The sequence below is a fragment of the Xenorhabdus khoisanae genome (assembly GCF_001037465.1).
Taxonomy (GTDB): Bacteria; Pseudomonadota; Gammaproteobacteria; order Enterobacterales; family Enterobacteriaceae; genus Xenorhabdus; species Xenorhabdus khoisanae.
On sequence record NZ_LFCV01000031.1, the window covers coordinates 1 to 15,327 of the forward strand.

Genomic DNA, 15,327 nt, shown 5'->3' on the forward strand with positions numbered 1-15,327 from the left:
TCCAGAAAAAAATACCCTGTTAGAGTATCGTTCACAAGGTAGGGGGCGACCATCTCATTATGACTGGCATCAAGCTGACATTATCGCAGCATTGCGTAAGCGCGGTACAACCTTAGCGGCTGTTTCTCGTGAGGCGGGATTGAGTTCATCTACACTGGCAAATACGCTTAGCCGTCCGTGGCCTAAAGGCGAATGGATTATTGCTAACTATCTCGAAATACATCCCTCTGAAATCTGGCCTAGTCGCTATTTTGATCAGCGTGGTCAGCTTATTGAGCGTAAAGTTCGGGATAAATCATAAAAATAATCAGTCTTTCATTTGAACAACACCGGGAAGATAGCCGCAGCGGGGTATCTTCTCACTAGCAATAATATCCTCTGTCACTTTAATAGCCCTCGACGAAACCCATCGCAATCTTTCACTAGCGCAGAACGTTAAGCATACCAACCTATCCACTCTATCCACTAATGACAAAAACCGTCGATAGCCACAAACTGAATTCATACACCTGTGTATTGCAATGTGTATTGCATATCAAAGATAAACATAGTTCATAATCTTAAAAAAAAATTAAAATTTGCAACTTCTTTAAGAATAACAATGCGTAAGGTAAATACATGAACAACAAGATCATCGAAATACTCCAGTACGAATTAAAAAAAGGAACCGGCAGTCAGTTTCATGAAATTATGGTAAACGTCAGCGTTCCATTACATCGTTCACAGGGAATTGATGTGGTGAGTTTCGGCAACTCGCAGCATGACTCAGATTATTATTATCTTATCCGTGCATTTGAAGATATGGACGAACTGGAGGCTATACAGGCCAGATTTTATAAAAGTGATGCTTGGATCAATGGCCCCAGAGCAGGGATTATTGAGAAAATTAGTAAGAGTGTTAAAACGGTTATCGAGATGCCGATGTCTGCTATCAATGCCTTACGAATTGATTAGGGCCAGAAGACAGTTCTCTTTACCTATCCTAAATTACAAGCAGAGTTCAGCCAGCCCAAAACTATTGGGTAGCCTATTCACATAGATAGGCTGAACTATTAGTTAATTTCCTCTTTAACTGGTTCCGACGAAATTCGTCGTCAGTCGTTAGGTTGGGATGTTTGGTGTATTGACCTTGTTCAGATGGGTACACAAGGGTGTACCCCTAGAAAATACCGAATAACAAAAATCCAGCACTCATGCGGGTTTAAGCCTGATACTCAATGAATAGATTCAATATTGAATAACATTTCTTAGCATTTCAGAGAAAATCATAAAGCCAGATATACATTGTTATGTCTGGCTTTTTTACTATCAGGGCATTACAGAGTGAATCACAGCAGCGCGTGTATTAGCGTGTACCACTTAGATGTACCACCAGTGATTAAAAAAACCATTTAGTGGTACACGGTCATTTTTTTACATTGGAGATTGCACAATACCGAAACTTACTGACAAAGAGATCAGGGCATGGATAAAATCCGGTGAAAGGTTCGAAGGAAAAGCGGACGGTAACGGGCTATAGCAACAGATGTTCTACGGTGGATTAGACGCATATTTGATTATGGTATTAGGCGTCAGCTCATTGATGTAAATCCCTGTTCAGCATTCTAAATAGTGCAAATAAATTTTTCACACAATTTCAGTTTACATTTCCTCCTACCCCGCATAAACACTGACTTTTTAGTTTTTATGTTGGGTTTCCTCCCAAGTAAAAATCTCACGTAAAATATAAAAGTCATTTTATTTCAAAAAAATACAATCCATTCCCCAGAGTGGGACTGGATAATAAACTGAAATTTATTGAAATTCTTTTCACTTATTTCAGTTTGAGATTTTTCTCACACAGCCAGTACTGGCGCGGTCTGGCGATTTGGTTTGTAGAATTTTAAAACTGAAAAAACTTTTTGATCCAAAACGTGCAGGCGGGTGCGGTGTAGTCCGTTTTACGTGGGGTTTACGTTTATTTCGTGGGGATTAAGTGGCGTGGGTGTGATGTGGTGGCGTGATCAAAATGAACCCATCAGACACAAAATCATATCTGCGTAGCTTAGAGTGCGATTGGTTGCGTTATATGAGGATGTAAAAAGTCGCACTTAAAGGTAATCCGTACCGAGATCTCGATTGTTGATTAAGCAGCCAAAATATGCACAATTAATATGTACATATTTGGAGACATATTATGCGTACATATACATCAACCCAAGCACGAGCCAATATTTCAGAAGTGTTAGATGCTGCTACCCACGGCGAACCTGTTGAAATTACTCGTCGAGATGGTAGCTCAGCTGTCGTTATCAGTAAGGCAGAATTCGAGGCATACCAGAATGCCAAATTGGATGCAGAGTTTGATTCTATTATGCAGCGTCATGGGCATACGGTAGAGGCACTGACAAACCGATGATATGGGTCAGTGCGCAGGAGGTGGAATATCAGCTTTACCCACAATCAGGGAAGCTGCAGCCGATTCTAATCGTTCCACCAGCAGGGGCAATCACTCACATTGGCCTGATTGGCCCAGAACCATGGCTCTCATTTCATCGTTTGGTGGCAGTAATCTACTGTCTAGGGTTTGAGCCTCAGCCAATCAATAATGAGCAAATTCAACACCACAGGTATATAGAAAAGTCACCGAAAACGGCTTCGCAGTGAGATCAAGCCAGAGCTCCACACTCCACAAACTAAAGCACCACCCAAATGTAATCTGTTGATGATCTTTGAGTGATCAACAATTTTACTTTCCCTCACGCTAATGCTTCTCCGTATACCGTGTCCAACTCACCAAACTGCTGCACCTTTTCCAGACGAGTTAGAGTAGTGAGTTTCATTGAGTTTTTGATTGGCCGATGAGGTACACGAGTAACCCTGTCTTTCAGCATTAACGGCTTACCTAACTCGAACAAATAATACGGCTCGTCAGAAACAGATACCTTGCCCGCTTGCTCTCCCGTGATAGCATGTCTTGGTACCTGTACCACTTTTTTCACTGGCCAGAGTTTATCGATTTGCTTGCTACCAGAGTTTTTTTCAGACGTTACAGCCAACGCTAAGTAGCGGATTTCACTGGCGACATGCAACTTGTATTTGGTTAAAAAAGTCTTCTGCGGCAGGTGATACCAATTGGCAGTGCCGTTCTCAAAAGCAGAAATATATGCAGAGTCACGCCCCTTTTGGCCTGCCAGCGCAACCGTCATCGTCAAATCTGGATACAGTACTTGCTTCATGCCGTAGTAAGGAATACGAGCAGCTTCTTGCACGTAAAGTCGCTCTTCCAATGCGTTGATGTTGTAGAGTGCTTCTTGGGTTTGATTCTCCCCCACTTGCTTGCGCAAAAAGTCTAATAACCAAAAGTTTCCATTGTTACTTGAATGGCAACTTGAGCAACCTTCTTCTGTCGCCCTAGGTAGCAACGCAAAAGCTCCGATACCTATTTCGGTAATGGCATTGCGGTAAGGGTTTTCAGTGTCTTCTTGATCAAAATAGCCAGGGTACAACGCAAAAGCACCAAACACAGGGCGGCTTTTATGTTGGCTTAATGATTGGCTATCTTGCGTGATACGGATCAACGCATCGCGATAACGGTGCATTTGGTTGATCGCATCATCGGGGACACCATCCTCTATTCGATAAGGAAGCTTATTTTGGTCTTCAGAAGCACTCGTTTCCCATTGCTCAAGCTCTCTACTCGTTGGGTTACCTAAATATGAGTTATTGTGGTCTGTCTTGATTGGATTTAAACGGTATTTTGCATCGAACAACAAAACGATCTTCTTGTCATTCGGAAAGACAATTTCTAAAACAATATCGGGTTTATGAGTCAGCAAAAAAGTGCGAATCTCAGTAGTAGTTCGTGCAAATGCTCTTTCATGATACAGGTTCACGCGAATACCATCGTTTCGATTAAACTCAAAAGCCCCTTTGTCGGCATTTATGAGTTTGTGGCCCCAATAGGGATCCTCATTGAGTTTTGCCTTGCGATTTTTTTGTAGCTTAAAGCCCAACTCCTTCTCAAAGATGGTCTTAAACTGAAGAAAGCACCAAACCTCGTAGATTTCCGCTACCGACTTCATTGACACACTGGACTGATTGGCAAACACATCCAAGTAAAACTTTAATTCTTGCCAAACTCTGTAAACGGCGCTGTAACCCGTTTTTTGCTGCAAGACTAGGGATTCACGACTAAGCCCTGCATAACAGCCCACATCCTTGAGGAAACTCTGTCCGAGGATTTTCTGCAACGGCTGCTGCCAGTTGTGCAGTTCGTCCAAGAATGCATCAGATAAGCGCTGCTTATCTGGCGCTTGGTTGCTTTGCCTGAGTTTATTTTCAAATCCAGCCAGACGCTTTTTACAAGTAGAAACTACCATTTTGATAAAGCGGTTTTCCGGAGTGTCTACACTCAGTTGCTTCTTCTCAACTCGATAGCGTTTGTCATAATGGCCATTGGCAAAATCTTCTTTCACTTTTGTACCGAGCTGGTGTGGCAACCGGCCTTTCAAACGTTCCGCCTTGGTATAAGACACATGCGGCTGCAAACGGCTATGCGGAGCCTGAGTGATCACTTTGAGTCCTTGTTCAAAGCGTTTTCGCAGATGACCAAAATTGGCTAACCACAGCAGTGGGAAATGCCCACGCTGTTGACTTCTAGCGGTATCCTGCTCGGTTTTCTCCACCAAACTAAAACGCCAAAGTGGAAATTCTTCGTCAATGGACTGATACATGGCAGGTAAATCCCGATGTAAATCCATTTTGGTCGGGAGCACTTCAAAAGAAACGTGGCTTTTAATGGTTTGCCCTGTTACCACATACTCAAGTGGCAGGCGCATCCAACCAACATTATTACCTGTATTGATGGTGCCTGTTAAACGAGCAAGTATTGAGCGGTGCGCTTTGACAAAGCGAAATCCCTCATTGACTAAGCGGCTTCTGTGCGTCAACCGAGCCTCTTCAACAGGTTCAAAAAACACCCACTCAAACTGGTACTGCACATTTTCAAAAAAGAGCGATTCATCCAGTACAAGTTCTGCTGTCAGTGCAGCATGTCCCCCCTTTGTGCTAACTTCGGTAATGGATACCTCGGTTATCAATAAAGGAGGGGAGAAACGGATAATGGGCAGTCTATTTTGCTCGTCAATCGCTTGCCTCTGCTCAGCTTGCGTCTGTTTTGATGCACGCTTTAACAGAGTTGCCTGATAAACCTGCTGACGTTTGGCAATGTCGTTACACCAAATCGAAAATTCAAACTGAGCGGTTTGCACACGGAGTAATTCTGGCATTCCCGAGCCTCCTTCATGAGTATGGCATTAAGGCCAGAAACTGGTGAAACCAGAATTTTCTAAGCGCTTTTGCATCCAATCGAGCTTTTCTTTGCTGCGACAGGCAACGCGTATCACCTGATCACCACCCTCTTTATATTCTCGGTACAGATCAGGACGTGCAGTTGGGGAATCACCTAGCTCATTCCAGAACTCAGCAAACTCCGTGGCTAATAGCTGTTCTAATTGTTTAAGTAGTGATTGGTCTGTGCTATTGATCACCAGCTTATCGCAATCACCTTCAATACGCGGCAATACCTTACACATTAAAAAGTCATCCCAGGCTGCTTTTAATTCAATATCGTCTTGCGGATTTTGGCTGACCACCGCCAACAGTAACTCGTTCAGCGCTCGATAGGCCAACTTAAATGGCGTGTTATCCAACACCTGGTTCACAGCCTTTAAAAAACCAATACTTTTTTTGCCATTACTGTCTATGGCAGGCAAATCCTCAAGCCGTGCGTGGGACAAAATCGGATAACTCAGGGTTTTATTTTGAGTATTCGGGGTAAAGAAGTGATCAAAATCGTTAGGGAAGAATTCACCAAAATCAAAACTCAGGGCACGGTCGATCACCTTGCGGGAGAAGCCATGAGTGGTTTCATCCATATTCACCGTTCCAGCAACGATGAGGTTAAACGGAATTGCTATACCGTGATGTAAGAAGTATTGCCAAATATCACGCTCTAAATCATTGGATAAATCTAAATCTAAATCTGCTGCAAGCTGCTCAATTGAGTTTTCTTTCCCACCCTTGGCCTCACTTTCAATAGCCTGAAATATCTCGCCTTTGATCAGAGGCTCACACTCATAAACATAATCAAGTCCAGTCTCCTGTAGTTTTTTAGGATTATTCCAACTTCTAGTTTCAAGGATAGAAAGATAATCCGAAAAGTACTGCTCTACTGGAGCTAAATTCATTTCATCAAGACACAACCAATATGGCCGGATGTATTCCAATGATCTTCCACACCAGTCGTACGGCACCCCTGTAGTATCAAATGTAATCAATTCGATAATTTCTTTCCAAGCTCTAACGATAAACCGCAATACATCGGTCGCAATATAACGTGGCTGAGAACCTAAACGAGAAACGTAACCCAACAAATCGCTCGGTTCATGCCAATCTGGGCGGACTGAAATTAAACAATAAGTATCATTAAGGTTACCTGTTGCTTGGGCTTGCTCTCGAACAAAGCGGGTTTTACCCGAACCAGAAATACCAGCTAGAAGAAGGAAGGGTTTTGAGAGAGACATTGAAGCTACATGTGTCATTTTTTTCATCTCCTTGGGCGAAGGATATGGCTTTGCTTCACCTAGCTCTTTCTTAATATCAATAAATTCAATTTGTTTGTAATATGCCAGTAGTTCTAACAGATCTTGCTTCAGAATTAGGTCATCTGGAATATTATTTGCCTCATAATATTTCGCAGATATGTTGGGCTTTTCGTATGACTTACCAAGCACAGTGTTCGCATTTAAGTCAATTTCTTGAATTCCCCATTTCTCCAATTCAGGAAGTTGTTCGAGTAAGACTCTTTTAATCTTTTGGGATCTTTCTTCCGCACCTTTTTTTTTTAAATATCTTGTCGGAATTGTTGTTCCTTGGTTTAAAGATAGATAACAACCTGAACCGTCTGCTTTAAATAAATACACAGGATAAATCCCATCCTGTGTCGTTGTTGTGATTTTCGGGCTGAGAATTGAAAGCCAAGGAACATTAGCCCAATTGCCTGCGCCAACGCTGGCTTTCACTTCAAAAGACGGCTCAAAATCTTTAACTAATCCCTCTATTTCCTCTTTCAAACCTTGTCTGAACAGATTCGCTGTTGGATGACCTGTAAACTGTTCTTGGGTAGCTTGAACCCACCCACTTATGAATTTTTCTATTTTTTCTTTCAGGCTCATCCTAATCCCTTAAACCAAGACTAAAAATTTGCTGTACTCGAGGCTAACAAATTTACTTCTATTGCCGTCGCTATACTGAATTCTACGATTCCAGCCAAGCTCATGCTTTTCAATGGCCGCGATACATTATACACAGGCAATGCTCTGGTAGTATTGAGCCAAGTAAACTTGTACGATTCCGACACTAAGCCGCACATGCAAAGTACACTAGCAGTTTAGCTATCCAGTAGGTAAGCACTCTGTTTTATATTGGAAATGCACAATGCCAAAGCTCACAGATCAGCCAATAAATGCTGTTTCTGTCACCAACCAAACAATAATAGTTAGAAAAAATGAACAATTATCTATAAAGTACCATCCGTAATTTAAGGCGCCTTGCATCTCAGCATGGAGATGTTTACGGTACGAATTCACTACAGGATAACCTACATATGAGTATTCTCAACGAGCACAGAGCAGAGAGATAAGCCGCAGCAACCATAGTTTTTTTCGGTTGTTGCGGCGTCCTCAAGAACCTCTCAATTCTATGAGCACGCCGCCAATTCCTTAACTTTAGGAGATGGATCCGTGCACTCAAAAGATTTTTCCTGGCAATATTCTCTTACCGCCACAATATTATTGTTATCACCATTCGATTTACTGGCATCACTGGGTATGGATATGTATCTACCCGTCGTTCCTCTCATGGCCGATGTACTTAATGCCGGAACAGGGACGATCCAGCTAACATTGACTGTATACCTGATTCTGTTAGGAGCTGGTCAGCTTCTATTTGGCCCACTGTCAGATCGGCTCGGTCGCCGTCCTGTTTTACTCAGCGGTGGGATTGCTTACATTGCGGCTTCATTCGGTCTCGCCATGACTTCATCACCAGAAGTTTTTTTGGGCTTCCGCATTATTCAAGCCTGCGGGGCTTCGGCATGTCTCGTAGCCATGTTTGCGGCTGTACGCGACATCTATTCGGGCCGTAAAGAAATCAACGTCATCTATGGCTTGCTCGGTTCTATGCTTGCTATAGTTCCGGCAGTAGGTCCTTTGCTCGGAGCGCTGATTGACACTTGGCTGGGGTGGCGCGCAATCTTTGGTTTATTAGGATGTGCAATGGCAGTTGCTGTTATTGCAGCCTGGAAATTCTGTCCAGAAACCCGGCGGCAACGGATGGCAAGCTTACAGTGGTCGCAGCTACTTCTTCCTGTAAGACACCTGCATTTCTGGCTGTACACGCTCTGCCACAGCGCAGGGATGGGTAGCTTCTTCGTCTTTCTTTCAACGGCCCCTTGGGTAATGATGAGCCGACAAGGATTATCACAAATTACTTTCAGCTTGCTATTTGCAACTGTGGCTATCGCAATGATGGTGACTGCGCGAAGTGTGGGAAGTTTGATTACCCGATGGGGAATCCTAAATACGTTACGGGCGGGAATGTACTGCCTGATGGCAGGAGCACTATTGCTGGCTGTCGGAGAAACACTCATACCTAATTCGGTATTGGGCTTCATTGCCCCAATGTGGCTTGTCGGTGTTGGTATCTCTATTGCGGTTTCTGTGGCACCTAATGGTGCACTTCAAGGTTTCGATCATATAGCAGGAACGGTTACAGCAGTCTACTTCTGCTTAGGAGGCTTACTGTTAGGAGGGATTGGAACGCTCACTATTACATTTTTATCCAGCGCTACTACCTGGCCGATTATCGCTTATTGCCTGATCCTGGCAATAGTTGTGATTTGTCTGTCCTGCTTTAATCCCGACAGACACCATATTAGCAGTGAAGAGCATGACTAACGCTATTGTTTGGGGCCATATCTGAAAAACCGCGACACGAATTATTTCTTTCTGAAGATTCGTGTCGCGGATTATTCTAAAATAGACTATCTGTAATTTCCACTTGGTATTTTTATTAATCCGCCCGCAATATTTAATTCTTGGTAATCAGTTATATTCCAAAAATACAAAATAATTCAATTTCATTATTATTAATAACAATGAATTTATTGATATTAAAAAACAATTACCAATCGCCTGAAGCTCCACCACCGCGACTTCCGCCGCCACCGCCGGAAAAATTATCATCATCGTTACGATCAGAACTACAGCCACCAAACAAGCCACCAAAAAGGCTGCCGAATAGGCTTTTCAATAATGACACCACGGACGAGATCAGAAAAAATACCAGAATCACGGGTAACAGGATAATAAGCAGATAAAACTCTGCCGGAATGGTAGAAAGTAACCCAATAAAGTTCAGTACATAGGTTCCTACAGCGATAGTCAGGGCACTCTTGAGAAAACGCTTAAACCAATGCCCTGTGCGAAAAACTTTTAGTGGCAGTAAGATTATACTCACCAACCAAAAACCCAGTAGCATAAAGATGTCTTTACCGGATATCTTGTTGAATGCGCCATCGCCTTCTTCAAAAGCCTGAACAATCTTCGCCGTTTCTTTCTGTGCTTCCGCTTGTTCGGATTTTTTCAGCCATGTACCAATTGAATCAATTGCCTTGCTAATCCCCTGATAATAATCATCTTCTTTGAAAGCCGGTTTCACATCCTGCAACAAAATGAGTGTAACCTTGCCATCGGATAATTTACGATCTAAACCCGAGCCAACTGCAATACGCATTTTATGGTCATCAGAAGCGATCACAAACAAGATGCCATCATTGCGTTCTTTACTGCCTAACTTCCATTTATCAAATACACGGGAAGTAAACTCCTCAACAGTATCACTTCCCGTCGTCGGGATAATCAGGACTGCCATCTGTACTTTTTCTTCCGATTGCAGTTTTTTCAGTTGGCGGGTCAGGCCCTGACGCTCTTCTTTCGTTAGAACTTTAGATATATCTGTCACACGCTTGCTTAATGCAGGAATATCAACAGTTGTTGTTTCTTGTTTTATCTCTCTGGCTGATACGTTGCCCATCCCGATGAGCAATAAAAACAGTATAAAAAATTGTTTCATTATCAATGAATAACTGCGTTTCGGCTCTATCATTCGGGTACGACAACCATCCTTCGGCATAGGGGAAATAACTAACATCAAATATCCTTAGCTCTTATTTATGGAATCAATCATCACTATTATATGAATATCCTCCATTGCACATCATGAAAAAAACGGCATTATTTTTTCGATAATGCCGTTGATAATAAATTTATTCCCCGACTTTAATTCTTGCTGATTTATACGCGGTCAATAATGCCAATACGGGAGCGATAGAGAAGAGCAGAAATAACCAATAGGAAGCAGCAGCAGCGCCCTCCACACCACCGGGCTGATAAAACCCAAATATATTGGTGACCATCCCTGCCAGTGCGGAACCGAATGCGGAGGCAAATAGCTGAACGGTAGTAATGGATGAACCCGCAATGTTTTTATCAGCATCACTGGAAACTTGCAAAATACGGGTTAAAAGATGAGGCCAACCAAAACCGACGCCAAAACCAAACAACCCCAATCCCAAAATGATCGGTAATATTACTTTCCACTCACCGGCTGATTGATAGGGCAACATCACAAGCAACAGCAACATACCAATCAACATGAAGATAGGACCACTCACAATCGAAAAGCGCATTCTCGCACCCTGCCAGCTGGCGCTGAGCATTTCCCCTAGCGTCCAACCCAATGCTGCGGTCGCAACCATATAACCAGACACCAAAGGAGATTGCCCATGCAGAACCTGCAAAAAATAGGGAACGAAAACATCACCCGCCAAACCTATCACCAAGAGTGATATGGTGGCGAATAACATCAAGTGAGGAGAGCGCAAACTCAACGCATTTTCGGGAAATAATCTCGCTGAAGTTCTGCGTTCATGGACAATCAATAAAGATACCAATATCACCGCCGTCACTATGCCGATAATATTGATACGCATATCTTGTGACAAACTTCCTGAGGAAACAGCGAGTACGGAGGCGGATAACAGAATAAGCTGCACAATCGGCAATGCAGTTTTGGTTGTATCCTGTACCCGTTTTTTGGGCAAAATCTGATAAGTGAACAAGGCATACAGTAAAGTAATGGGTAACATAATGCCAAACGCATAACGCCACGCGTTCATTTCAGCGAAAATGCCACCAACAGCCGGCCCGATTAAGGTTGCTACGCCCCACACCCCTGAAATCAATGCCATAGCCCGGGGCCAGAGTGATTGTTCAAACACCAGATTAACCATCAAGTAGGAAAGTGCAAATAAAAACCCACCCCCCAATCCCTGAATGGTTCTTCCAACCAGCATGATTTCCATTGTGGGTGCTAAAGTGCAGAATAAACTGCCGATGAAAAAAACCAAGCCCGCAACCAAATAAGCATTTCTTGCGCCTGATGCACTGAGTAATCTCGCAGAGAGAATAGAACCAATAATTGATGCCACAACAAATAATGTCGTATTCCAGGCATAAAGGTTCAATCCGCCAATATCGTTGACGACAGAAGGCAAAATAGTAATCGCGATTAAGGTGTTGATTGCCATTAACCCCACACCCAGTGAAAGTGCCATGGCACTAGGCGCATTTTTGCTGGAAAACAGATCCCTCCAGCGGCTTTCCTCAGTCATTATCATGATTGTTATCCTGAACACAGGTTGAGTTGTGAAAAATCTTACGTTAAATTAAACAAGATAAATCTTGGAATAAATTAATGTCGGGACCAACAATATGTCAAGCTCAGACTTGGAAAATAAAATAATTGAGGGGCAAACTGTGAGTGAGAAGTTATTAATGCTTCTTAAAACTCGAGGTGCCTTACAAGCCTCTGATGCCGGCAAGATATTGGGAACAACGGGAGAAGCCGCCCGTCAACAATTTGTGAAAATGGCTAAAGAAGGATTGGTTGAAGCAAGATCCGAGGCAAGGGGAGTTGGGCGTCCTGTTCAACTTTGGCATCTTACTGAGAAAGGCCATGCCCGATTTCCCGATACCCATGCAGAGCTTACCACTCATTTGATTACGATTATCTGCAATCAATTGGGCGAAACAGTGATTGATTTAGTGATCAGTGCCCGCGAAAAAGAGGCTTTTTCCAACTATAAAAAGGCAATGGAAAATGCAGCAGGGTTACAGGAAAAAGTTGAGCGGCTGGTAGCCATACGCTGCCAAGAAGGTTATATGGCTCATTATTCTGTCGAAGCGAATGGCGCTATTCTGTTTTTTGAAAATCATTGCCCCATCTGTACGGCTGCCAAAACATGTCAGGGATTTTGTCGGGCAGAACTGAGGCTATTCCGGGAAATTCTGCAAGCCAACGTGGAAAGAACCGAATATATTCTCAGCGGCGACCGGCGCTGCACCTACCTTATCACCCCATTGGCCTAATCTAAAAAACCTACCCAAATGATATTGAGTAGGTTTTTTTGTTGCTTAATTTTTCAGAGGATTCAGCCGAAGATAAAATCTGCCAGTTCGCTCTTAGCAGGCGCACCATTGGCTCCCGGACGGCTGACAACAACGGCTGCAACCCGGTTTCCCAGATCGACCGCATCCCGTAATGGCATTCCCTGAGACAACCCCGCCAGCATACCGCCACAATGTGCATCACCGGCTCCAATCCTATCCTCAACCTTGACCTTGTAAGCCGACACGTATTCAGGATCACGATCTGGCTGGCATATCCATGCTCCCTCTGCACCTATACGTGCAATAATCGTGAAGCCATATTCCTTGGCATAGCGGCTGGCCTGTGTCATTGAATCTCCAACACCACACAGCAAAGCAATCTCATCTTTATTCAAACTGAGAATTGTTCTGTCTGCGGGCAGTGCTTGAATAAATTCAGGGTCGATATCAATCAGGCGGGGGCCAAAATCTAATACCAAAGTCAGCTCAGTAGGTGAAGTCAGCAACCATTCACGCAATTCATCCGCTGTTGGATTTGCCAATTCATAGCCGCTGGCGTAGACATATCCCTGTTCCGGCAGCGGGATAGTCTCCAACATTTCTCTATTCCAATTATCGTCACAACCGGGAACGGAGACATAAGTGCGCTTACCATCCGGTTTCATCATGGCAAAACACCAACTATTGTCTTTTGTTGGATGGCGCAATGTTACCTTTAGCCCAAGTTTTTCCATTTCTGCGGTAACACATTCTCCCCAAGTGCCATTACCAACAAATATGCCATTAATAACCGGGGATTGAAGGCGACACAGTGCACGCGCAACATTGAATGCACAGCCACCGACTTGCCGATCAATTTCCTCAGCTTCCCAATATTCACTATCATGGGGTAATTCAGGCAACCTGAGAACAATATCCCCTGTCGCTGATCCCACTACAACAACCGGTAATAAAGGTTCCTTCATTTTTTATACCTATTCAGCATTAAATACAGACCATAACAGATAAAACTGACGAAAAATGACAAGAATAGACCAAGGCTGGAATTCGCGAAAATCCCCACTGCCCACGGGCCACTGATGAAATCATTTTGCGTCACCAGAAAACCAGCCAACGCCCCCAATAGCCAGCACAATATGGGGATCCATTTAATGCCGCCATTAGGGCCAATGTAATTAAACAATTTGTCCGTGCAATACCCCTGATGACGACTGATGACGATATAATCAAGCAGAAATATCGCTTCCCACGATACTAAAAACACGCCGCAGAATATCAGAAATGCGATAAATGGCCCCATAAAGTCACCGGTAACAAAAAGGGTATAAATCGCGACACTCAACACAATAATGGAATCAATGGCAACCGCATGAACCCGCTTAACTTTTATCCCCAATGTCAACAGATTCAAGCTGGCAGAATAGAGACTCATCACGGCCATGATGACGATGCCTGCGATTGCCGTCATTAAGTAAGGGATCAACATCCAATCCGGCAAGATAGAACCAATGTGGGCAATAGGATTCTCGGATTTGGGCAGGTCAGGTAATTGGACGGAAAGCAAAATTCCTGCAAACAATAGCAGTACCAGAGGGATCATTCCGCCTGCGGTTACCGCGGTGAAAATTTTTACTTTGGAGGCGTTTTCATGCTGATAACGACTATAATCAGCGCTCGTTGCAGCCCATGCAATGCCACTACCGGCGGCAACGACAGAAACGGCAGGCAGAAACCCTGTTAACCAACTGCCCGATGGCATCGCCAATACCGCTTCCCATCTTGTCGTAAACAAAATATAGAACACCACAACCAGTGTCATGACACCAAAGATCTTGATAACCCATCGCTGCAAGGCAATGACCATCTCTTTTCCCAACAAAGTGACACCAATTGACAGGCCAGCAAATAAGACCATGCTAACCACCGTCAAAAATATACTTTCGGGAAGCCCGCAGGCCTGAAATAAAGCGGAAAGTGTCAAAGTGCCGGTGACAATATTGATGGATTCCCACCCCATGGAGATGAACCAGAAGAGCACCGTCGGAGCAATATTTCCCTTAATGCCAAAAATAGTGCGGGAAAGGGTGAGGGTTGTGGTTCTTCCCACTTTACCGCTGAAACTGAGGTAACCAACCAGTGCAAAACTGGAAAGACCAAGCAGCGCCGCAAGCACAGATTGCAGGAAAGAGAGCTTAAAGGAAACAATGATGGCACCGTAAACAATGCCGAGAATGCCAATATTGGCGGCTGACCAGACCCAAAACAGATCCAGAGGTGTACCTGTACGTTCTGAAAGAGGAACAATATTTATACCTGTGCGTTCTACCTTCCAAAACCGATGACTATCTTGCTGTGTACTCATTATGTTTTCCATCACTGAAAAACCCTATCTGAGTTGATTTCACTAACTTATACCATTATCTCAGCAGGGAATATGAAGATACCGGATATCGTCCTGAAAAATGGCTCTGGGCATGGCTTCAATGGTTCTCTTTCCCTAGGTTGGCGCAAATATTCACACGCATTACCGGAGTACCACAAAAAATGACGCCATGACCAGAGCGCAACGTTTCGATTTGATTAACCAAAAAAAGAGCCAATCAAATCTCTGTCTCTTCATACACAACATGGCAGCAGGACACCTTCCACCACGCCCCCTTAGGGCCTATGTATGACATCGGCCCTGAGATTGAAGAACACATAACGTTCCTATACACCCATCGTCTTTCGGGCTACAGCTTTACTGGATGTAACTCGAAACATACTGGATATA

At 43.7% G+C, this 15,327-nt stretch carries 11 protein-coding genes and 1 pseudogene; 6 read left to right on the forward strand and 6 right to left on the reverse strand.

Annotation, left to right across the window (positions count from 1 at the left end):
- Positions 1-16 precede the first annotated feature (16 nt).
- From AB204_RS05865 to AB204_RS05875, 4 genes and pseudogenes are all read left to right on the forward strand, one after another.
- Complete coding sequence (locus AB204_RS05865; protein WP_047962475.1) at positions 17-301, forward strand: helix-turn-helix domain-containing protein; 285 nt, start codon at positions 17-19, stop codon at positions 299-301.
- A 317-nt stretch (positions 302-618) separates the two neighbouring features.
- Positions 619-954, forward strand: a complete 336-nt coding sequence (locus AB204_RS05870; protein WP_047962449.1) for an NIPSNAP family containing protein — start codon at positions 619-621, stop codon at positions 952-954.
- Between the two features lie 478 nt (positions 955-1,432).
- Positions 1,433-1,516, forward strand: a pseudogene (locus AB204_RS23150) (recombinase); the annotation flags it as partial.
- 660 nt (positions 1,517-2,176) lie between these two features.
- Positions 2,177-2,398 carry a type II toxin-antitoxin system Phd/YefM family antitoxin gene (locus tag AB204_RS05875; protein WP_047962450.1) on the forward strand — a complete coding sequence of 74 codons (222 nt, stop codon included), beginning with the start codon at positions 2,177-2,179 and terminating at the stop codon, positions 2,396-2,398.
- A 340-nt stretch (positions 2,399-2,738) separates the two neighbouring features.
- On the opposite strand, the gene AB204_RS05885 is transcribed toward AB204_RS05875, so the two are convergent.
- Together AB204_RS05885 and AB204_RS05890 are read right to left on the reverse strand one after the other, a co-directional pair.
- On the reverse strand, positions 2,739-5,270 hold the full coding sequence (locus AB204_RS05885; RefSeq protein WP_047962452.1) for a DUF2357 domain-containing protein: 2,532 nt from the start codon (positions 5,268-5,270) through the stop codon (positions 2,739-2,741).
- 27 nt (positions 5,271-5,297) lie between these two features.
- Positions 5,298-7,217: an MrcB family domain-containing protein gene (locus AB204_RS05890; protein WP_047962453.1), complete on the reverse strand. Its 1,920-nt coding sequence runs from the start codon at positions 7,215-7,217 to the stop codon at positions 5,298-5,300.
- 567 nt (positions 7,218-7,784) lie between these two features.
- Between AB204_RS05890 and cml the strand changes: the two genes are divergently transcribed.
- Positions 7,785-8,999 (forward strand): CmlA/FloR family chloramphenicol efflux MFS transporter, encoded by a 1,215-nt coding sequence (gene cml / locus AB204_RS05895; protein ID WP_047962454.1) that lies wholly within the window; start codon positions 7,785-7,787, stop codon positions 8,997-8,999.
- 226 nt (positions 9,000-9,225) lie between these two features.
- On the opposite strand, the gene AB204_RS05900 is transcribed toward cml, so the two are convergent.
- Together AB204_RS05900 and AB204_RS05905 are read right to left on the reverse strand one after the other, a co-directional pair.
- On the reverse strand, positions 9,226-10,254 hold the full coding sequence (locus tag AB204_RS05900; protein ID WP_047962455.1) for a TPM domain-containing protein: 1,029 nt from the start codon (positions 10,252-10,254) through the stop codon (positions 9,226-9,228).
- 115 nt (positions 10,255-10,369) lie between these two features.
- Positions 10,370-11,782, reverse strand: coding sequence for an MFS transporter (locus AB204_RS05905; protein WP_047962456.1), 1,413 nt, complete (start codon positions 11,780-11,782; stop codon positions 10,370-10,372).
- 94 nt (positions 11,783-11,876) lie between these two features.
- On the opposite strand from AB204_RS05905, the gene AB204_RS05910 reads away from it, so the two are divergent.
- The gene (locus tag AB204_RS05910) at positions 11,877-12,533 is read left to right on the forward strand and encodes a helix-turn-helix transcriptional regulator (RefSeq protein WP_047962457.1); all 657 of its coding nucleotides are present in this window, start codon (positions 11,877-11,879) and stop codon (positions 12,531-12,533) included.
- Between the two features lie 62 nt (positions 12,534-12,595).
- Here the strand turns inward: AB204_RS05910 and AB204_RS05915 are convergent, their stop codons facing one another.
- Both AB204_RS05915 and AB204_RS05920 read right to left on the reverse strand, forming a co-directional pair.
- Complete coding sequence (locus AB204_RS05915) at positions 12,596-13,519, reverse strand: PfkB family carbohydrate kinase (protein ID WP_047962458.1); 924 nt, start codon at positions 13,517-13,519, stop codon at positions 12,596-12,598.
- On the reverse strand, positions 13,516-14,916 hold the full coding sequence (locus AB204_RS05920; RefSeq protein WP_047962459.1) for a purine-cytosine permease family protein: 1,401 nt from the start codon (positions 14,914-14,916) through the stop codon (positions 13,516-13,518). The genes AB204_RS05915 and AB204_RS05920 overlap by 4 nt, the downstream gene beginning before the upstream one ends.
- Between the last annotated feature and the right edge of the window lie 411 nt (positions 14,917-15,327).

Excerpts from the sequence above, each read along its gene's own strand:
- AB204_RS05905 (WP_047962456.1), bottom strand. The coding sequence starts at position 11,782 with ATGATAATGACTGAGGAAAGCCGCTGGAGGGATCTGTTTTCCAGCAAA.
- AB204_RS05890 (WP_047962453.1), bottom strand. The coding sequence starts at position 7,217 with ATGAGCCTGAAAGAAAAAATAGAAAAATTCATAAGTGGGTGGGTTCAA.
- AB204_RS05910 (WP_047962457.1), top strand. The coding sequence starts at position 11,877 with ATGTCAAGCTCAGACTTGGAAAATAAAATAATTGAGGGGCAAACTGTG.
- AB204_RS05915 (WP_047962458.1), bottom strand. The coding sequence starts at position 13,519 with ATGAAGGAACCTTTATTACCGGTTGTTGTAGTGGGATCAGCGACAGGG.
- AB204_RS05870 (WP_047962449.1), top strand. The coding sequence starts at position 619 with ATGAACAACAAGATCATCGAAATACTCCAGTACGAATTAAAAAAAGGA.
- AB204_RS05885 (WP_047962452.1), bottom strand. The coding sequence starts at position 5,270 with ATGCCAGAATTACTCCGTGTGCAAACCGCTCAGTTTGAATTTTCGATT.
- AB204_RS05920 (WP_047962459.1), bottom strand. The coding sequence starts at position 14,916 with ATGAGTACACAGCAAGATAGTCATCGGTTTTGGAAGGTAGAACGCACA.
- AB204_RS05875 (WP_047962450.1), top strand. The coding sequence starts at position 2,177 with ATGCGTACATATACATCAACCCAAGCACGAGCCAATATTTCAGAAGTG.
- AB204_RS05900 (WP_047962455.1), bottom strand. The coding sequence starts at position 10,254 with ATGTTAGTTATTTCCCCTATGCCGAAGGATGGTTGTCGTACCCGAATG.